Source organism: Novosphingobium sp. BL-A-28-Hi1-0D (assembly GCF_055521755.1).
The window spans coordinates 1117689-1136555 of the sequence record NZ_CM145502.1 but is presented as its reverse complement, the minus strand read 5'-3'; the positions used below and the strand labels follow the sequence as shown (position 1 = coordinate 1136555).

The 18867-nt window shown below is 65.0% G+C and carries 14 protein-coding genes; 7 read left to right on the top strand and 7 right to left on the bottom strand.

What is annotated here, in order from left to right; translation table 11 throughout:
* Positions 1 to 151: 151 nt before the first annotated feature.
* Positions 152 to 1147 (bottom strand): tetratricopeptide repeat protein, encoded by a 996-nt coding sequence (locus ACZ1JW_RS05640; RefSeq protein ID WP_465142286.1) that lies wholly within the window; start codon positions 1145 to 1147, stop codon positions 152 to 154.
* A 279-nt stretch (positions 1148 to 1426) separates the two neighbouring features.
* On the opposite strand from ACZ1JW_RS05640, the gene ACZ1JW_RS05635 reads away from it, so the two are divergent.
* The 4 genes from ACZ1JW_RS05635 to ACZ1JW_RS05620 are packed head-to-tail and all read left to right on the top strand — an operon-like array spanning position 1427 to position 7619.
* Positions 1427 to 3955 carry a cyclic nucleotide-binding domain-containing protein gene (locus ACZ1JW_RS05635; protein ID WP_465142733.1) on the top strand — a complete coding sequence of 843 codons (2529 nt, stop codon included), beginning with the start codon at positions 1427 to 1429 and terminating at the stop codon, positions 3953 to 3955.
* A 4-nt stretch (positions 3956 to 3959) separates the two neighbouring features.
* Positions 3960 to 4856 carry a hypothetical protein gene (locus ACZ1JW_RS05630; protein WP_465124479.1) on the top strand — a complete coding sequence of 299 codons (897 nt, stop codon included), beginning with the start codon at positions 3960 to 3962 and terminating at the stop codon, positions 4854 to 4856.
* A gap of 7 nt (positions 4857 to 4863) precedes the next feature.
* On the top strand, positions 4864 to 6747 hold the full coding sequence (locus ACZ1JW_RS05625; protein WP_465142285.1) for a cytochrome c3 family protein: 1884 nt from the start codon (positions 4864 to 4866) through the stop codon (positions 6745 to 6747).
* A gap of 20 nt (positions 6748 to 6767) precedes the next feature.
* Positions 6768 to 7619, top strand: a complete 852-nt coding sequence (locus ACZ1JW_RS05620; protein WP_465142284.1) for a phosphodiesterase — start codon at positions 6768 to 6770, stop codon at positions 7617 to 7619.
* Between the two features lie 12 nt (positions 7620 to 7631).
* Here ACZ1JW_RS05620 and ACZ1JW_RS05615 read toward each other — a convergent pair whose 3' ends face one another.
* The 3 genes from ACZ1JW_RS05615 to lptB all read right to left on the bottom strand — a co-directional run bounded on the left by ACZ1JW_RS05615 (position 7632) and on the right by lptB (position 12103).
* Positions 7632 to 9656 carry an amidohydrolase family protein gene (locus ACZ1JW_RS05615; RefSeq protein ID WP_465142283.1) on the bottom strand — a complete coding sequence of 675 codons (2025 nt, stop codon included), beginning with the start codon at positions 9654 to 9656 and terminating at the stop codon, positions 7632 to 7634.
* Between the two features lie 49 nt (positions 9657 to 9705).
* Positions 9706 to 11199, bottom strand: a complete 1494-nt coding sequence (rpoN, locus tag ACZ1JW_RS05610) for an RNA polymerase factor sigma-54 (protein ID WP_465142282.1) — start codon at positions 11197 to 11199, stop codon at positions 9706 to 9708.
* A 127-nt stretch (positions 11200 to 11326) separates the two neighbouring features.
* Positions 11327 to 12103, bottom strand: coding sequence for an LPS export ABC transporter ATP-binding protein (gene lptB, locus ACZ1JW_RS05605; RefSeq protein WP_465142281.1), 777 nt, complete (start codon positions 12101 to 12103; stop codon positions 11327 to 11329).
* Positions 12104 to 12333: 230 nt separating this feature from the next.
* Between lptB and ACZ1JW_RS05600 the strand changes: the two genes are divergently transcribed.
* Positions 12334 to 12699: a hypothetical protein gene (locus ACZ1JW_RS05600; protein WP_465124485.1), complete on the top strand. Its 366-nt coding sequence runs from the start codon at positions 12334 to 12336 to the stop codon at positions 12697 to 12699.
* Positions 12700 to 12806: 107 nt separating this feature from the next.
* Positions 12807 to 14153 (top strand): TldD/PmbA family protein, encoded by a 1347-nt coding sequence (locus tag ACZ1JW_RS05595; RefSeq protein ID WP_465142280.1) that lies wholly within the window; start codon positions 12807 to 12809, stop codon positions 14151 to 14153.
* 61 nt (positions 14154 to 14214) lie between these two features.
* Here ACZ1JW_RS05595 and ppa read toward each other — a convergent pair whose 3' ends face one another.
* From ppa to ACZ1JW_RS05580, 3 genes are all read right to left on the bottom strand, one after another.
* Positions 14215 to 14754, bottom strand: a complete 540-nt coding sequence (gene ppa, locus ACZ1JW_RS05590) for an inorganic diphosphatase (RefSeq protein WP_465124487.1) — start codon at positions 14752 to 14754, stop codon at positions 14215 to 14217.
* Between the two features lie 87 nt (positions 14755 to 14841).
* A complete protein-coding gene (locus ACZ1JW_RS05585) occupies positions 14842 to 15492 on the bottom strand; it encodes a DUF1345 domain-containing protein (protein WP_465142279.1) in 651 nt (216 codons plus the stop codon).
* A 5-nt stretch (positions 15493 to 15497) separates the two neighbouring features.
* A complete protein-coding gene (locus ACZ1JW_RS05580) occupies positions 15498 to 17459 on the bottom strand; it encodes a M61 family metallopeptidase (protein ID WP_465142278.1) in 1962 nt (653 codons plus the stop codon).
* A gap of 102 nt (positions 17460 to 17561) precedes the next feature.
* On the opposite strand from ACZ1JW_RS05580, the gene hisS reads away from it, so the two are divergent.
* The gene (hisS, locus tag ACZ1JW_RS05575) at positions 17562 to 18818 is read left to right on the top strand and encodes a histidine--tRNA ligase (RefSeq protein ID WP_465142277.1); all 1257 of its coding nucleotides are present in this window, start codon (positions 17562 to 17564) and stop codon (positions 18816 to 18818) included.
* The last annotated feature ends 49 nt before the right edge of the window (positions 18819 to 18867 follow it).

Genomic DNA, 18867 nt, shown 5'->3' with positions numbered 1-18867 from the left:
TGGCACGAAAGTGATTCAGATCGGGACGAAAAGTGCCCGAATTCCGGGTGTCCCGTAATGAATCACCCGGTCTCGCAGGTCGGCTAAATAGCGCACCATGGTTAACGGGAATGCCATTCGGCCTTCGCAGAAACGATTCGCTCCGTGCGAATCAGGCCCCGGCAATCCCCAGAGTGGACGCCGCTTCGCGTAACTTTCTCGCACTCGCACTGTCGTTGCGGAAAGCCGCAAGGCCCTTCTGCAGGGCTTGCGCGGCCTTGCGCGGCTCGCCCAGCTGCATCCGGCTGCGCAGCAGCATGATCCAGCGGTCGACATCGGCCGGGTCCTTGTCGAGCTTCGCTTCCAGCCCGTCGACCATGCCGCGGATCATCGCTTCCTGCTGGCCTTTGGGCATACCCGCAGCGGCCTTCATCTGCTCGCTGGTGGGGCCGGGGATTGCCGCGGCGGCCTTGTGCGGGCCGTCGGTGATCACGCCATTGGCAGGCGCTGCGAACTTCGCTTCGGCCAGCCGCTTCTCGACATCGATCTTGCGCTTCTCGCCGACGTTGCGGATGACCTCGCGAATGTCCTCGGCATAGGGCGCATCGGCCGGCGTGTCCTCAAGCAGGTCGAACCACGCATTGATCGCCTGGCGGTGCCGTCCCGAAAGGTCCATCGCCACGGCCTGGAAATAGCGCGCGCGGGCGTCCTTGGGATCGAGCTTGATCGCCTTGTCGAACGCAGCCTTGGCGTCGCGCGGCATCCGGCCTTCTTCCTTGCTCGCCAGGACAAGTGCCTCGCCAAGGAACGACCAGGTCTCGGCATGGTCGGGATCCAGCTTGGTCGCCTTCTTGAGCGCTGTGGCCGCTTCGGCATAGCGTTCGGTCTGAAAGTACGACCAGCCGAGCATCCGCCAGCCTTCGGCATCGTCGGGCGTTTCGGCGAGCTTTGCCTCGAGCTTGGCAATGACGTCGTCGACCGATGGCTGCTGGCTCGGCACCGCAGGCGGCGGGACGGCGGCGGGCGGAGGCGTTTCCGGCCCACGCATCATCGCGATTCCGCCCGCACCGAGTGCGATCAGGCCCGCAGCCACGAGCGCGATCTTGCCGATTCGCAATGCACCCTGCGCAGGTTCGCGCGCTTCGGTGGCAGGTTCGGGATCGGTCATCGCAAACTCCTGTCGGATGCCTTGCACGTCATCCGTCTGCTGCGCCGCATATCGTGCGGGGGCGGGGGCGCGCAAGCCATTGCGCCGCAAAGACGGTGCAGCGAATTTTGCGACTGGCAATGCGCGGGTCTTCGGCTAAAGTCCGCGCGATAGGGGTCGCAAATCGGTTTTTGAAAGCGGGCAGGGGCAGGGACATGCTCCGTTCGCTTGCGATGCGGGGGACGCATACCGGTGGGCGAGGTTTTCAAGGTTGCGATTATCGGTTCGGGCCCGGCAGGCATGAGCGCTGCCGGACGCGCAGCGCAGCTTGGCCTGAGCCACGTGCTGCTCGAAAAGACCGATCACCTGTCGGACACGATCTACAAGTACCAGAAGGGCAAGCATGTGATGGCCACACCATCGCAGCTCATCCTGCGGTCGGATCAGGAGTTCGACGCGGGCAAGAAGGAAGACATCCTCGACAAGTGGAACCGCCGTACCGCCGAACTCGGCGTGAACGTGATGTACAATGCCGAGGTCAAGTCGATCAAAGGCACCGGCGATCCGATTCCGGGTTCCATCCAGAAGATCGTGACGCGCGCGAGAGATGGTTCGAGCACCACCACTGAACTCCAGCGCCATGCGCCGCCCTATGCCATCGTCCTGACCAACGGCGAGACGGTCATGGCCGAGAACGTCGTGCTGGCCATCGGCACGCAGGGCAACCCCAACCTGATGCGCTGCCCCGGCGGCGATCTGCCGCACGTCACCTATCAGCTCGATGACCCTTACGCCGTGCTCGACCAGCACATCGTCGTGGTCGGCACCGGTGACGCAGGGATCGAGAACGCGCGCGGCCTCGTCGAGGACCCGGCGCAGGGCAACGTGGTGACGGTGCTGAACCGCAGCCCGAAATCGACCAACGTCCGCGAAAGCTTCGCCACGGCCAAGGAGCCGAACGCCAAGGCGCTGGTCGAGGACGACGCTGCGGGCAAACTCACGATCCGCTACGAGACCGAGACCAAGGCCATCGAGCCGGGCTGGATCACGCTGTCCACGCGCGATGGCGAGGAGCGCATCCGCTGCGACCGGATCATTGCCCGCATCGGCTCGGCCCCGCCGCGCGGATTCGTCGAAGGCTGCGGCATCGAGTTCGCCAGCGCCGACCGTCTCGCCTTCCCGACGCTGTCGCCCCAGTTCGAATCGACCGCGCCCGGTATCTTCGTGATCGGCGCGCTGGCGGGCTATCCGCTGATCAAGCACTGCATGAATCAGGGCTACGATGTCGTCGAGTTCATCAACGGCAACACCGACTTGAAACCGGCGGACGAACCCCTGCTCGAAGCCAAGTTTGCAGGCCTCCCGGGCAATCGCTCGGTCAACGACTGGCTGGAATTCCTGCGTACCAACGTCACCATCCTCGATGGCATGACCACGCTGCAGCTGCGCGAATTCATGCTCGATTCCGCCGCGCGCGCCTATGCCAAGGGCGAGACCATCTTCGAGAAGAACGACCCCGGCTCCTCGCTTTTCGCGATTGCCTCGGGCTCGGTCCACGTCCGGCTTGATCCCAAGGATCCATCGAAGGTCGTTCCGATCCCGGCGGGCACGATCTTCGGCGAAGTCGGCCTGATCTCGGGCCGCAAGCGCGGCGCGACCATCGTTGCGGCCGAAGACACCATCTGCGTCGAGATCAGCCGCAACGCCGCGCTCAAGCTGCAGAGCCAGGTGCCGACCGCCAAGCGCGCGATCGAACGCATCTCGACCGAGCGCCAGATCCTGCAGATGTTCGGTTCGGGCCTGACCAGTGCCGACATTGCCGAAGTCGTCGAAAGCTCGAAGATCCTGCAGGTCCGTGCGGGCGATGCGATCATCAAGGAAGGTGACGAGGACAAGGACATCTACGTCATCCGCGTCGGCTCGATGGTGGTCGAAAAGGAAGTCGGCGGAAAGCAGGTGTTCCTGTCCTACCTGCCTGCCGGGTCGTATGTCGGGGAAATGGCGCTGATCGATGGCGGCCGCCGCACGGCTACGGTGCGCGCCGCGATCAAGAGCGAGGTCATCAAGATCGATGGCGAGGCATTCGGCCGTGTCCTTGCGGCCAAGCCTGCTCTGCTCGAACGCGCGCGCAAGGACATGGAAGTCCGCCGCGCGACCAACGCCTTCATCGAATCGAAGAAGGACAGCTTCTCCGGCGTTGTCGACCTCTACTCCGAACAGGCCAAGTTCCTCGTTTCGCAGGGTCTAGGCGAAGCGACCGACGTGCTGCTCATCGACGAGCGGCTTTGCGTGGGCTGCGACAATTGCGAGAAGGCCTGCGCCGACAGTCATGACGGCCTCTCGCGGCTGGACCGCGAGGCAGGCAAGAGCTTCGCCCACCTCCACGTGCCGACCTCGTGCCGACACTGTGAACACCCCCACTGCATGGCCGATTGCCCGCCCAACGCGATCCATCGCGGGCCGGACGGCGAGGTGTTCATCAACGATACCTGCATCGGCTGCGGCAATTGCCAGCGCAACTGCCCCTATGGCGTGATCCGGATGGACAAGGTGCCGCCGAAGAAGCCGTCGCTGCTGTCATGGCTGTTCTTCGGCTCCGGGCCGGGACCGGGCGAGCCGCCGTACAAATGGTCGAAGAAGAACACCAAATACACCGGCGATCCGGCAGTGGACGAACTTCTCGACCGCAAGAAGGCGATCAAGTGCGACATGTGCGCCGGGATCGAAGGCGGCCCCAGCTGCGTCCGCGCTTGCCCGACGGGCGCTGCCATCCGCGTATCGCCCGACGAGTTCCTGACCGTCGCGCGGCTCGAGAACGAGGGGGTCTGAGCCGATGGCATCTGTCGCACCACGCAAGCGTACCGGAGCCAGTCGCGAACGCACCAGCACGCACGAGGGCTTCCTCACCCACCGCAACCTGTTCTGGGGCAAGCTCTCCGCCGCGCTCGCCGCTGTCCTGATCGGGCTCTACATCTTCGTGCCGCTGCCGGGCACGCACTTCGGTTCGAGCTGGCTGGGCTACACGCTCGGCACTATCGGCGCGCTGCTGATCCTGTGGCTGACCATGCTCGGCATGCGCAAGCGCGCGATCACGCCGGGGCGCTGGAGCCTCAAGGGCTGGACTTCGGCTCACGTCTATCTCGGCCTGTGCCTTACCGTGATCGGCACGCTCCATTCGGGTTTCCACCTCGGCTGGAATGTCCACACCCTGGCCTGGGCACTGATGCTGATCGTGATCGGATCGGGGATTTTCGGCATCTGGGTCTATGCCACGCTGCCGCGCGCGCTCTCGTCCAACCGCTATGACGAAGAAGGTGCGATCACCGAAAAGCAGATGATCGAAGCGCTGCGCTCGCTCGACCGCCAGATCCACGATGCCGCCCAGCCGCTCGACGTTGAGACCGCAACGCTTGTAGGCAAAAGCCTCGACGAGGATCCCTTCGCGGGCTCGTTCTGGAACCGAATCACCGGCAAGTACCCGAACTGCACCACGCGCAGCACTGCGGCCGAACTGCGGCGCATTCGGACCTACCGCCCCCGCATCGCCAACGACCCGCTCGACAAGGTCGACGCGCTGCTGACGCGCAAGGAGGCGATGCTCGGGCGAATGCGACGGCACTTGAAGCTCAAGTCATGGCTGCAGGCCTGGCTCTACATCCACGTGCCCGTGACCTTTGCGCTGATTGCGGCGCTTTCCGCCCATATCGTCAGCGTCTTCTTCTACTGGTGAGCGAGAGATGAGCTTCCTAGTCCGCCAGATCGCGCTCAAGTCCAGTGGCGAGGAGATCGTCCGGCCGTCAACGGTCGAGGGCGACGTCCTGACCATCGGCCGCGATGCCGCATGCGACATCCACCTGCCCGACCTTGCCGTCGACCCGCGCCACGCGCAGGTCAGCCGGCAAGCCGACGGCAGCCTCGTCATCGCCTCGATCGGCGCGCAGCCGTTCGAGGTCAACGGTCGCAGCACCACGCAAAGCCCGCTCGATCCAGCGGTCGGAGCCGAGCTCACATTCGGCGGGCACCGCATATCGGTGTCGAACGATGTGGAAACCGGCGCCGCCACCTTCACCGTCCGCCGCGTCGAGGCCGTGTCCGATTCGGCCGAGGACAAGGACATCACCACTGTCTACACGCTCAAGGGCCTCCTGCCCGGCAAGCGCATGTCGGCGTGGACCTTCGCGGTGCTGGTGCTGATCTCGTTCCTCGCCTTCCCGATCTATAACTACATGACCTACAAGCCGCTGGCGATGCAGGAAAAGGCGCGCAGGCCCGATGGCTTCCATGCCGACCAGACCTGGTCGTCCGGCCCCTTGAGCCTTGCCCACAAGAACCTCGGCGGCGATTGTCAGGCCTGCCATACGCAGGCCTTCGTCGCGGTGACAGACAAGGCCTGCCTCACCTGCCACACCAAGGACGCGCATGATCACATCGCCGACAAGTCGCGCCTGCTGAAGGCTCGCGGCGCACCCACCGGCATGGCCGCATTCCAGCGCGCGATCGCCAATGCCTTCAACCGCCCCGCCGGTCGCTGTGTCGATTGTCACACCGAGCATGAAGGCGCGGGTGCTATGCCGGCCACCCAGCAGAAATTCTGCGCCGATTGCCACAACGGGATGAAGAGTCGCTTGGGCGATACCAAACTTGCCGATGCCGCCGATTTCGGAACGATGCACCCCCAGTTCAAGCCGATGATCATCAGCGGCATGAACGGCAAGAAGCCGCTGTTCCAGCGCGCGAACTGGACGCCGGGGCTGACCGAGAACAACGGCCTCAAGTTCACCCATGGCCAGCACCTGTCGAAGACCAACGGCATTGCCCAGATGGTCCGCCGCATGCCCGGCCGCTTTGCCGCGAACGATGCCCTGCAGTGCAAGGATTGCCACAAGGCCGATGCTACCGGCACCCGCTTCAAGCCCGTGGTGATGGAAGATTCCTGCCAGTCCTGCCACTCGCTCGGGTTTGACCAGATCGGCGGCACTTTTCGCACGCTGCGCCATGGCGAACCGGAACTGGTCGTGGCCGATCTGCGCGCCTTCTATCGCGGCGGCGCTCCGGCGCGTCCGGCCAACCTCTCAGGCCTCGCCCGCCGCGTGCCCGGCGATGCCGCGCTGCGTTCGACCGCGGCGGACTATGCCCGCGCCGTGCGCTTCTACCCGACGCAGGCCGATCAGGCCGTGGCGCAAGTCTTCTCACAGGGCGGCATGTGCTACGATTGCCATACCGTGACGCGCGGTGGTTCGGCTGCGACCGGCGGCTTCACCGTGCAGCCAGTCGCCCAGAACGATCGCTACTACCACAAGGGCTGGTTCGATCATAAGGCGCACAACAAGAGCGATTGCGCCGATTGCCACGTCAATGCAGGCACGTCGAACAAGGCGACTGACCTGCTGGTGCCGGGTATCGAGGGCAAGGGCGGTTGCCGCTCCTGCCACGTCGGCGGCGAGGGCGCGAAGCTTGCAACCGTATCCGTGAAAGACCCTGTCGATTCCTCCTGCGCAATGTGCCACTCCTATCACATGGATGCAGGCGCTCCCTGGGCGCCCAAGAAGGACCGGAAGAAGGACGTGGCGCAAACCGTTGCCGTGGCTGAAAGGCCCCGGTTCCCGGTCAAGCTGCGATAAAGCGCCGGGACGGGGGGACGATGCTGATCGCGCAGGTCACGGATATTCACCTGGGATTCGAACCCGATTCCCCCGGCGAATTCAACCGGCAGCGGCTTGACCGCGTGCTGGAAGAACTGGCTGCCATGCAGCCGCGCCCCGATCTGCTGCTCGCTACGGGAGACCTGATCGATCGCGGCGACAAGGCCAGTTACGAGCGCCTGCGCGAGGCTTTTGCCGACCTGCCGTTCCCCGTACACTATGCGCTCGGCAACCATGACGTGCGCGCCACGTTTCAGGAGGTCTTCCCCGAAGCCAGGTTCGATGGCGGCTTCCTCCAGTACGTGATCGAAACCGGCCCCCTGCGTCTGATCGTGCTCGATACGCTGGAAGAGGGACGGCACGGCGGTGCCTTCTGCGAAGCGCGCGCTGCTTGGCTACAGGCCCGCCTGGATGAAGCGCCCGACGTCCGCACCCTTATCGTGCAGCACCATCCGCCCGTCGAAGTCGGCATTCCGTGGATGAACACGGACCCTGCCGAACCGTGGGTCGAGCGGCTCGCCGCTTGCCTGCGCGGCCGCCAGAACGTCGTCGGCGTGGTCTGCGGGCACATCCACCGCGCGGTGACGACCGCTTGGGCAGGCACCATCGTCGCCACCTGTCCGTCAACCGCACCGCAAGTCGCGCTCGATCTGCGCCCGATCGATCCCGATGTGCCGGACGAGCGCCACCTGATCATCGCCGACCCGCCGGGCTATGCGCTGCACTGGTTCAACGGTCGCGAGCTGGTCACCCACTGGGATACGGCGGAGGATCACCCGGTCCTCGCGCGCTATGACGCCAACCTTCAGGGCATGATTCAGGACATGCTGGCCGAACGCCCTCAGGTCTAAGGCCCGTCCGCGCTATGGCGCGGCGCTGACTTTCGGAGCGGTGGCAAACGGCTTGATGCCAAGCTTGGGGTAGATCTCTGCCGGGTAATAGAACGTCCCGTCCTTCACAACCATGGCGATGGATTTGATCGCCTTGAGGTCCTGCGTCGGATCACCCGGCACGAGGAAGAAGTCCGCCAGCTTGCCCCGCTCCAGCGAGCCGAGCTGCTGATCCTGCTTGAGGTAGGCCGCCATTTCCAGCGTGGCGCGCGACAGGACCTGCCCCGGCGTCATCCCCAGCTTGCCGAACAGTTCCAGCTCGCGATGATAGTTGAACGCCCCGCCAAGGTCGGTGCCGGGGATCAGCAGGATGCCCTTGCGGTTCATCTCGGTCAGTGTTTCGAGCACCTTGCCATAGGCAGCCACGTACTGTGCGCGCTCCTGCGGCGTATCGGTGCCGAACAGTGCCTGCTTCAGCTGGCGCTGCTCCGCCGGTGGCATGTGGTCGATATAGTCCACCGCGCCCGGATTGGGCTGGCCATCCAGCGCGGTAAGGCCCAGTTCGTGGATGCCGATCGTCGGCTCGTGCGCGGTGTGCCGGGCGACCATTGCATCGAGCGTCGCCTGCACTTTGGCAGACTTCACGTCGAGCGCCGGGAAGCGGCGCATTGCGGTGAAGCGGAACAGGGTGCGGGTGTCCTCGCCGGGGTTCAGCACCCAGCCGAGCATGAGCTGGTTGACGTGGGTGATCTCGTCGAACCCTGCGGCGATCATCGCGTCGGCATTGGAAAACGCCGGCACATGCCCTGCCACCCTCATGCCCAGACGATGGGCTTCTGCCACCACCGCCGGAGCCCAGTCCGGATTCATCGAATTGTAGAGCTTGGCCTGCCAGAAGCCGCGCGCGGCATACTTGCGAACCGCAGCAATGGCTTCGTCCTGCGTCGATACCAGCGTGCCGTTGCGCGCCGAGAACGGGCTCTTGCCTTCGATGAAGCCCGAACGGACGATGCGCGGGCCTGCCAGTTCCCCCTTGTCGATCCGCGCCACCAGCTTGTCGAGCACGTCGTCGCGGTTGCCCATGTCGCGCACCGTGGTGACGCCTGCCAGCACATTGAGCAGCGCGTCCTGCTGCCCGACGTGCCCGTGCATCTCGTAGAGCCCCGGCACCAGCGTGCCGCCGCTACCCTCGATCATGGTTTCGCCCGGCGTTGCCACGCTGCCCGCAGCAACCACTTCGCTGATGCGGTTGCCGGACACGACCACGTCGCGCAGATCGGTCAGCGCCTTCGACGCGGGATCGAACAGCCGCACGTTGCGGATGCGCACCGGCCCGGCATAGTGCCGTGCGCCCTCCGCCTGTAGCCGCGAGAACCGCTCTGCCCCAAGCTTTTCGGCCAGAGCGACGAGCGGCTCTTCCGAAACCTTCTCATAGCCCTTGCGCACCAGCACGTTGCTGTCGGTCAGCACCGCGAACAGCTCGCCCGAACTGTCGAGCGCTATGTAGTTCGGATCGAGTGCCAGCCCGCCCAGTTCGTAGATCGTGACCTCGATCTTGCCCTCGGGACCATCGAAGCTGCGGCGGTCCCGTTCGACCAGCGTCGCCGTCCCGCCCGGCGCGATGGCAAGGCTGCGGCCGGGGGTAGCGAGAAGAGCCTTGGCAAGGATCGCGATGTCGAAGACGGACCCGTTCTGCGTGACGTAGAAGCGGGGGGCATCCTTGCCCTTGATCGTGCCCTTGCCGGCAAGGTCGGTCCAGCTGGCACCTGCTGCCGTGCGCCGGAAGCTTTCGTTGACGGCATTGCCGAACGTGGTCCTGCCGGTGATGCGCCAGTCGAGCGGTGCACCATCGGCATCAAGCGTCACCGTTTCCCGGATCGTCGGCCCGCGCCCGTTCTGCTTGATGTCGTAGTCGATGCTGACCTTGCGGCCCTCGCGGTCCACCACGTAGCGGCCGATGTCGACGCCCTCGGTCACCATGCGGAACTCAATGGGCCTGGCGCAGAGCGGCGATGCGGCGCTGGCGAGCGCCGCGGCGAGGAACAGCTTGAATTTCATGGCAGGATTGGCCCCGGAAAACGTTTCAATTGCGACGAGGCTAGCCCAGTCAGCGCACGCCTGCCAGAGCCTTCTGCCGCCGCCGCTGCACCGAACTGCCAAGGCCAATTGCCTCGCGATACTTCGCCACCGTGCGCCGTGCGAGGTCGAAGCCGCGCGCCTTAAGCAGGTCGACCAGCGCGTCGTCCGAAAGGATCGCCTTGGGGTCCTCGGCATCGATCAGCTGGCGGATCGCCGCCTTCACCGCCTCAGCCGACGCACCTTCGCCATCCGACGATCCCACGCCCGAAGTAAAGAAGTACTTCAGCTCGAAGGTGCCGCGATTGCAGTGCAGGTACTTGTTCGAGGTCACCCGGCTGACAGTCGATTCGTGCATCGAAATCGCCTCGGCCACGGTGCGCAGCGTCAGCGGGCGCAAGTGCGCGACGCCGTGGCGGAAGAAGCCGTCCTGCTGCTTCACGATCTCTGCCGCGACCTTGAGGATCGTCTTCTGCCGCTGGTCGAGCGCTTTCAGCAACCAGTTGGCATCAGCCAGCTTCTCGCCCAGCCAGGCCTTGGCGTCCTTGGTCATGCACGCGCCGCGCATCTCGACGTAGTAGCTGCGGTTGACGATCAGCCGGGGCAGGGTTGCCTGGTTAAGCGCGATGTCCCAGCCGCCATCCTTGCCGCTGCGGATCAGGATGTCGGGCACCACCGCCTCGGCCATTCCTCCCCCGAAGCGCAAGCCCGGACGCGGATCATAGCTGCGCAACTCTGCCAGCATCTCGGCAAAGTCCTCGTCATCGACCTGGCAGAGCCGCTTGAGGCGTGCGATTTCGCCCCGCGCGACCAGCTCCAGGTTGTCGATCAGACGCGCCATGCACGGATCGTAGCGGTCCGCTTCCTTGGCCTGCAGCGCGATGCATTCGGCCAGATTGCGCGCGCCCACGCCCGTCGGGTCGAGCGACTGGACCAGCCCCAGCGCGCGCTCTACCACCACCGCCGAAAGGCCAAGCGCTTCGGCCACTTCGCCCAGCGGCACCGTCAGATATCCGGCTTCGTCGAGCTGGTCGATCAGCCAGCGTGCCACGAACAGCAATTGCGGATCGGACGTCTCGGCACCGATCTGCGCATGAAGGTGCTCAGCCAGCGTTTCCTCGCTGCGTCCCCGCTCGTCGATGTCCGGCCCTTCGCCCCCACTGCCGCCCATCTCGCGCGCCGAGGACAGCTCGAACGTGCTGGCATCGCCAGTGTCGCGATCCCGGTCTAGCGCCGAAGCGTCGATGTCGAGCGGCCGGTCCTCGGCCACGCGCCCTTCCGACACGAGCTGGTCCACCGGCGAGGATTCGAGATGCGTGCGGCGCAGTTCTTCGGGCACCGCCTCCACGGGTTCGCCTGCGGAACTTTCGCCGATTTCAAGCAGGGGGTTGGCGTCCAGCGCCTCGCCGATAAAGGCCTCGACCTCGAGGTTGGACAGCGCCAGCAGCTTGATCGCCTGCTGCAACTGCGGCGTCATCACCAGCGACTGGGTCTGCCGGATGTCCAGCCTTGGTCCGAGCGCCATGGTCTAGATCCCCCCCGAGATCCGCATCAGCCAACCTGCTTCGACAGGCTCAGCATGAGCGGTGGAAAGGCAAGTTCATGCGCAGCCCCCGCTCGTCCTGAGCCTGTCGAAGGACCGCAAGCCAGTCTCACAGCGTAAAGCCCTCGCCCAGGTATAGTCGGCGCACGTTGGCGTCGGCGACCAGCGCTTCGGGGCTGCCGGCAAACAGCACCTGCCCGCCATAGATGATGCAGGCGCGGTCGACGATGTCGAGCGTTTCACGCACGTTGTGGTCGGTGATCAACACGCCGATGCCGCGCTCCGAAAGGTCCTTTACCAGATGGCGGATGTCGCTGATCGAGAGTGGGTCGATCCCGGCAAACGGTTCGTCGAGCAGGATGATCGAGGGCCGTGCGGCCAGCGCACGGGCAATCTCGCATCGCCGCCGCTCACCGCCCGAAAGCGCCATCGCCGGGCTGGACCGCAGCCGGGTCAGCCCGAACTCGTCAAGCAGGCGCTCCAGTTCCGCCTCGCGCGTTGTCTTGTCCGGTTCGATCAGTTCGAGCACGGTCGCGATGTTTTGCTCGACCGTCATGCCCCGGAAAATCGAGGTTTCCTGCGGCAGATAGCCGAGGCCAAGGATCGAACGGCGGTACATCGGCAGCTTGGTGATATCCACGCCGTCGAGCAGGATGCGCCCCGAATCCGGCCGGACCAGCCCCATGATCGAATAGAAGCAGGTCGTCTTGCCCGCGCCGTTCGGCCCCAGCAGGCCCAGCACTTCACCCTTGCCGACCGAAAGCGAGATGTCGGTCAGTACCGCCCGCTTGTCGTAGCTCTTGGCGATCGACACGACCTCGAGCCCGCCTTGCGGAATGGGCGGTGCGGCATTCGCGGGGGTGGCAGCTTCTTCGATCACAGTCATCAATCAGGCTCTGCAGTTTCAGGCGCTTGGGGCCACCAATAGCGTTTCAGTGCCGCGCGGCAAACCCCGCAGCGTGCGATTGGCAGGATTTATGCATGGTACTGCTTTTTGCAAAGGTGAACGGGCGATGATGTCCCGATGAAGAACGCACCGAATTGGAATTGATCTTGCAGGTTCGCCCCGCGCATGATCTAGTGCTGCCGGAGCAGGATAACCGAAGGAATGGTGCCATGAACAAGGCCCTCCAGTCGCAGAAGAGCCAGTCGGCAACGGTCGATTGGCGCAAGAAGATGAGCAACAATGTTGCCTACGGTCTTCTCGTATACACCGGCCTGCAGATCTTCGTGACCATGCACGAGATCCAGGGAAAAAGCGCCTCGATCCTGCCGGTCTTCGTGCTTGTCATGCTGGTCGCCGCGATCATCCCGCTGTTCCGCCATTTCGAACGTCGCTGGGAGCACCTCACCGACGATCAGGCGCACAATCCGGCCTACAGCGCTGCGTTCAGGCGCGATCAGATCAAGGTCTGGGCCTTGGCAGCGCTTCTGCCATTCCTGATCACCGGCGGGTTCAAGGCCTTCACCGCGCTTTCCTGATCGGCGGCCTGCTTCTCGACCTGATTGACCGCCACGACCTATCGATTGCCCCCGCCCCGCGAGGGCGCTAGACCCCGCAGCCTTGCCGCTTGCGAAAAGGTCTATCCATGCTGTCAACCGCCGATGCCCAGGAGCGCTGCGAAGCGCTGATCGCACGCGCACGCCGTGCCGGGGCCGATGCGGGCGATGCCGTGTACCTTGGTAATGCCTCCGAATCCGTCTCGGTCCGCCTGGGCGCGCTCGAGGAAGTGGAGCGCTCCGAGTCCGAGAACATCGGTCTTCGCGTATTCGTCGGCGGCGCGTCGGCCTCGATCGGATCGACCGACCTTGGCGATGCCGCGCTAGATGAACTCGCAACCCGCGCCGTCGCCATGGCGCGGCTTGCCCCTGCCGACAAGTTCGCAGGGCTCGCCCCCGAAGAACTGCTGCTGAAGGGTCCCGCTCCCGCTCTCGACCTTGATGATGCCACCGAACGCAGCCCTGCCGAACTGCGCCGCCTTGCCGAAGAGGCCGAAGACGCCGCGCGCGCGGTTGCTGGCGTGACCAACAGCGAAGGTGGCGGCGCCAGCGCCGGACGCGGCCTCTTTGCGCTCGCCACCAGCCACGGCTTCTCGGGCGCCTATGCCGCCTCCAGCCACAGCCTGTCAGCCAGTGTCGTCGCGGGCGAGGGAAGCGCGATGCAGCGCGACTATTCCTGGCGCAGCACCCGCTTTGCCGCAGACTTGCGCGCGCCTGCCGAAATCGGCCGCGAAGCAGGCGAGCGCGCCGTGCGCCGCCTCAATCCTGGTCGCGTCAAGAGCGGGCCGATGCCCGTGGTGTTCGACCCGCGCGTCGCCAACTCCATTGTCAGCCACCTCCTTGGCGCGATGTCGGGTGCTTCCATTGCCCGCCGCGCCAGCTTCCTGCTCGACCGCGACGGGCAGAAGCTGTTCGACAGCTCGATCACCATCACCGACGATCCCCTGGTCGCGCGCGGGATGCGCTCGCGGCCCTTCGATGGCGAAGGCCTGCCGACTTCGGCGCGCAAGATCGTCGATGCCGGGCAGATCACAGGCTGGCTGATGGACGCCGCCGCCGCGCGCCAGCTTGGCGCCACGCCCACCGGCCACGCCTCGCGCGGCTCGTCGGGCGCACCGCACGTCACCTCGAGCAACGTCGTGCTCCACCCCGGCACGATGACCCCGGCGCAACTCATCGCCGACATTGCCGATGGCGTCTATGTCACCGAACTGATCGGCCACGGCGTCAACGGCGTGACGGGCGACTACAGCCGCGGTGCATCGGGCTTCAGGATCGTGAATGGCGAGATCGCCGGGGCGATTGCCGAGTTCACTGTCGCGGGAAATCTCATCGACATGTTCGCCGCGATGACCGCCGCCAATGACCTCGAAGTCTATCGCGGCATCGACACGCCCACCCTGCGCATCGACGGCATGAGCGTCGCAGGAGACTGACGCAAAAAAGGGGCGCCGGTCCCTGCGAACCGACGCCCCCTCCTAATCTTGCGTGGAACGATCAGGCCGGCTTGGCGGCCTTGGCGCGTTCGATCGCCTCGATGGTGATGCGCTTGGCATCGTCCGCACCGCCCCAGGTGCCGACGCGGACCCACTTGTCCTTTTCGAGGTCCTTGTAGTGGGTGAAGAAGTGCTCGATCTGCTGCATCACGATCTCGGGCAGATCCTCGCGCTCCTTCACGTCCGAATAGTACGGGAAGGTCGAATCGACCGGCACGCAGACCAGCTTTTCGTCGCCGCCATGCTCATCTTCGAGATTGAGCACCGCAATCGGGCGCGCACGCACAACCGAGCCTGCCAGGAACGGCGAGCGGGCAATGACAAGTGCGTCAAGCGGGTCGCCATCGGGCGAGAGCGTGTGCGGCACGAAGCCATAGTTTGCCGGATAACGCATCGGCGTGTGCAGGATGCGATCGACGAACAAGGCGCCCGAGGCCTTGTCGAACTCGTACTTGACCGGCTCGCCGCCGACCGGAACCTCGATGATGACGTTGAGGCTTTCCGGCGGATTGTCACCGGTGGGAATCATGTCGATGCGCATCTTTGGCCCTGTTCGCTAAGGGTGGAGAGAATGCCCTGCCCCTAGCGAAGCCGCTTGTGCACCGCAACAAGACTTATGGCGAAAGGCCTATCCGAGTGCGTTGATAGTGAAGGCGATCACCCCAATGTTGAACACGAAGGCCACGAAAGAGTGCAACGTGGCAATCCGGCGGATCGAGCGTCCGGTGATCTGGGTGTCCGATGTCTGGAAGGTCATCCCCAGCGTGAAGCTGAAATAGGCGAAGTCGAGGTAGTCGGGCGTCTTCGTGCCGGGGAAGTCGATCCCTGCGCTGTCGGCCCCGTCGCGGGCGGAATAGTAGAGGTGCGCGTAGTGCAGCGCATATACGGTGTTGGCGAAAAGCCAGGTCAGTGCCAGCGTTCCGATCAGCTTGGCCAATGCCACCTGGTCGCCGCCCGATGCTCTTGGCAACTCGGCCGAGATCGCCGCGAGGACGACCATGGTCACGATCGTGGTGATCGCCAGCACGAACATCCGGTTGGCGTCGTTGTCGGCCGCGTGGCGACGAATTTCGGCCACGCTCGGATCGCGCAGCAGGGGGATAAGCGAGAGCAGGAACACCACCGCGGCCAGATCGAAGGCCATCGCGGCAGTGTCCGTCATGCTCTGTGCCGCAGCGAAGTGCCGGAACGTGAAGAAACCCGCCACCAGCACGACAAGGAACAGGACGAAGCGGGGCGGCGCTAGCCGGTTTCCCAGCGTTGCGCCGCCGCGCGCCATGCCGATTACTTCTTCGATTTCGCGACCGCAGCGCCGGGACGCTTCGGCTTGAGCAGCAGGTCGAGCCCGGTCGGCGTCTTGCCCGCAGCCACGCGTTCCAGCCACGGATAGCGCAGGCCATCCCTGTAATCGAGCTTCACCGTCTCGAAGCGGCTGCCGCGCTTGACCAGCAGTTCCAATGGCGCACCCTTTTCGCCCTTGGCCGCCGTGATCGCCTTCTTCAGGTCGTCCGCGCTGTAGGCCGTACCGTTCACCGCCATGATCTGCGTGCCGGTCACGATGCCGGCATTGAACGCCGGGCTGTCCCAGCGTGTGCCGGTGACCTTGCCGTCCTTGTCGAGCGAGATACCGATCGAGTTGGCAAGGCTCAGGCCCTTCCCGAAGTCGATCGCGGCCTTCATGTAGGGGTTGGGCTCTTCCTTCCAGACCAGCTTGTAGCCACCCTTCTCGATCCCGTTCAGCGGCGCGGGCTGGCCCGGCTGGTTGATGCGGGTGTCGATCAGTTTGGCCCAGTCATAGGGATAGAGCGCGTTGAGCTTGGCGACGATCTCGTCGACCTCAAACGGGATCTGGCCGTAATCGCCCGGATTCATGCCGAAGAAGGCCTTGGCGAAATCGTCGATCGACTTCTTGCCGCCGGTACCTTCGCGAAGGATCTGGTCGATCTCGAGCCAGACCAGCGCGCCCTCGGTGTAGTAGTCCTCGTTGCGAGCGAGCGAGGAGTAGGGCTTGGGCTTGCGCGAGGCGAAGACCGGATCGAACCCGGTATCCTCGACCGAGCGCCATTCGCGGCCGGGCTGCTGGGTAAAGCCACCGGCCCATGCCGCCAGCATGCCCAGCACCATGTCCTTGCCCTGCATCCCCGAACGCGCGGCGAGCACCGCGCCCCAGAACTGGTCCTGCCCTTCATAGGTCCACAGCAGGTCGCCCTGCATCGGCTGGCGATAATCGGGCGTCCACAGGCGAGCCGGACGCCGGAACTTGCCCGACCACGAATGCGAATATTCGTGCGGCAGCAGGTTACGGTCCCACTCCTGCTTGGCCCACTCGGTAAAGGCCTCGGGCTCCAGCTGGTTTTCGCTCGACCGGTGGTGCTCAAGCCCGATCCCGCCGATCTTGTCCGACAGGGCGAGCAGGAATTCGTAGTGATCGAAGTGGTTCGCGCCGAACGCCAGACGGGCCTCCTGCACCAGTGCAGTGTGCGCGGCGATGTGCTCGGGCTTGGCGGCAAGCTGCTCGGGCTTGTCGGCCACGACATTGAGCGTGACGTTCTGCCCCAGATCCCACTTCTTGAAGTACTTGCCGGCAAAGATCGGCGAATCGACCAGCGTTTCGTAGTCCGTCTCGGCCCAGGTCACGCGGTTGCCCGCCATGCTCATGCCGTCCAGCGCAGTTGCCGGAGTCCAACCCTGCGGCAGCGTCACCGTCGGCTTCACGCGGATGCGGCGGACGTAGTGGCCTGCGGGGTAAAGGCTCATTTTCTCCCACTGCAGGTTGAGCATTTCGGGCGTCATCGTGATGCGCCCTTCGGCCGATTGCAGCGGCGAGGTGTGGATCAGCTTGGCGACGACTTCCTTGGCCCCTGCGGGCAGCATGACGTGGAAGGCATAGACCTCGACCCGGTCACGCTTCCACTCGACCGGCTTGCCATCGACAAAGAACTGCACGCCCACCAGTTCGGCCAGAGGACCGCGCGGGCCATGGTTGCCGGGCAGCCATTGCGGATAGAGCAGGATGAGTTCCTTGGCGCCTGCCGCCACGGGAATCGTCTGGGTCACCTTGTAGTCGCCGCGCACGATGTCACTGGCGTCGATATCGAGCGTCATGGTGCCAGGATAAGCCACGTCCTGTGCGTCCGGCACGGTCTGCTGGATCGGCACGGCCATCGGCGCGGAATTGGCGGCAAGGGCCTGAGTGGAAACGGAAAGGGCGAGGAGGAGCGGGGCGACCGCGAGCGTCTTTTTCATGGCACCCGTTCATGGCGCGAAGAAGTCGCATCCGCAACCATCCGCGCACACCTTTTTCTGACCGCTTTCCGTTTTCGCGCTTTCGGGCTAATCGCGCGCTCCATGAGCACACAGACACCAAGCATCCAGACCCCTCAGGCCATCCGCGGCACCCAGGACATCTTCGGCCCCGATGCCGAGGCGTTTGCCTTCGTCGTCGAGACCTTCGAGCGCGTCCGCAAGCTCTACCGCTTCCGCCGCGTGGAAATGCCGGTGTTCGAAAAGACCGCCGTGTTCAGCCGCTCGCTGGGCGAGACGACCGATGTCGTCTCCAAGGAAATGTACAGCTTCGAGGATCGCGGCGGGGAATCGCTCACCCTGCGCCCCGAATTCACCGCCGGCATCGCGCGCGCCTACCTCACCGACGGCTGGCAGCAGTATGCCCCGCTCAAGGTCGCGACCCACGGCCCGCTGTTCCGCTACGAACGCCCGCAAAAAGGTCGCTACCGCCAGTTCCACCAGATCGACGCCGAAGTGATCGGCGCGGCCGAACCGCAAGCCGACGTCGAACTCCTCGTCATGGCCGACCAGTTGCTCAAGGAACTGGGTATCGCCGATGGCGTGACGCTCCAGCTCAACACGCTGGGCGATGGAGCCAGCCGCGAGGCATGGCGCACCGCGCTGATCGAATACTTCCGTGCGGTGAAGGGCGATCTGTCCGAGGACTCGCAGGACCGCCTCGAACGCAACCCCTTGCGCATCCTTGACAGCAAGGACCCGCGCGACAAGCCGTTCACCGCCGATGCCCCGAAGATCGACGATTTCCTCAGCGCCGAAGCACAGGACTTCTTCGCCAAGGTCACTGGCGGTCTGGACGCCGCAGGCGTTGCATGGACCCGCGCCCCGGCCTTGGTGCGCGGCCTCGACTACTACCGCCACACCGCCTTCGAATTCGTCACCGACCGCCTCGGTGCCCAGGGCACCGTGCTGGGTGGCGGCCGCTACGACGGCCTGATGGAAGCCCTCGGCGGCGCGGCCACCCCTGCCGTCGGCTGGGCTGCGGGGATCGAGCGGCTGGCGATGCTGGTGGGGGAGAAGGGCGAGGCCAAGGCCGACGTTATCGTTGTCGTAGAAGACGATGCGCTGCTCAATCGCGGCATCGCGCAAGTCTCGCACCTGCGTCGCGAAGGCGTTTCGGCGGAACTCGTCGCGTCCGGTTCGGCGCGCAAGCGGTTCGACAAGGCGGTCAAGATGGGTGCGAACGCCATCCTCGCCCTCGCCATGCGCGACGGCCAGCCTGCAGCCCGCGTCAAGGCCGAGGACAGCGCGCCTGCTGCTCTGCGTCAGCTTCTGGACGCAATGGCCTCGGATTTCGCGTGAGCCATCCCCTTTCCGTCACCCCGGCGCAGGCCGGGGCCCATGACCTTCA

Bases quoted from the DNA above. Each gene is read 5' to 3' on its own strand.
- ACZ1JW_RS05640 (WP_465142286.1), bottom strand. From the start codon at position 1,147: ATGACCGATCCCGAACCTGCCACCGAAGCGCGCGAACCTGCGCAGGGT.
- ACZ1JW_RS05635 (WP_465142733.1), top strand. From the start codon at position 1,427: ATGAGCGCTGCCGGACGCGCAGCGCAGCTTGGCCTGAGCCACGTGCTG.
- ACZ1JW_RS05630 (WP_465124479.1), top strand. From the start codon at position 3,960: ATGGCATCTGTCGCACCACGCAAGCGTACCGGAGCCAGTCGCGAACGC.
- ACZ1JW_RS05625 (WP_465142285.1), top strand. From the start codon at position 4,864: ATGAGCTTCCTAGTCCGCCAGATCGCGCTCAAGTCCAGTGGCGAGGAG.
- ACZ1JW_RS05620 (WP_465142284.1), top strand. From the start codon at position 6,768: ATGCTGATCGCGCAGGTCACGGATATTCACCTGGGATTCGAACCCGAT.
- ACZ1JW_RS05615 (WP_465142283.1), bottom strand. From the start codon at position 9,656: ATGAAATTCAAGCTGTTCCTCGCCGCGGCGCTCGCCAGCGCCGCATCG.
- rpoN (WP_465142282.1), bottom strand. From the start codon at position 11,199: ATGGCGCTCGGACCAAGGCTGGACATCCGGCAGACCCAGTCGCTGGTG.
- lptB (WP_465142281.1), bottom strand. From the start codon at position 12,103: ATGACTGTGATCGAAGAAGCTGCCACCCCCGCGAATGCCGCACCGCCC.
- ACZ1JW_RS05600 (WP_465124485.1), top strand. From the start codon at position 12,334: ATGAACAAGGCCCTCCAGTCGCAGAAGAGCCAGTCGGCAACGGTCGAT.
- ACZ1JW_RS05595 (WP_465142280.1), top strand. From the start codon at position 12,807: ATGCTGTCAACCGCCGATGCCCAGGAGCGCTGCGAAGCGCTGATCGCA.
- ppa (WP_465124487.1), bottom strand. From the start codon at position 14,754: ATGCGCATCGACATGATTCCCACCGGTGACAATCCGCCGGAAAGCCTC.
- ACZ1JW_RS05585 (WP_465142279.1), bottom strand. From the start codon at position 15,492: ATGGCGCGCGGCGGCGCAACGCTGGGAAACCGGCTAGCGCCGCCCCGC.
- ACZ1JW_RS05580 (WP_465142278.1), bottom strand. From the start codon at position 17,459: ATGAAAAAGACGCTCGCGGTCGCCCCGCTCCTCCTCGCCCTTTCCGTT.
- hisS (WP_465142277.1), top strand. From the start codon at position 17,562: ATGAGCACACAGACACCAAGCATCCAGACCCCTCAGGCCATCCGCGGC.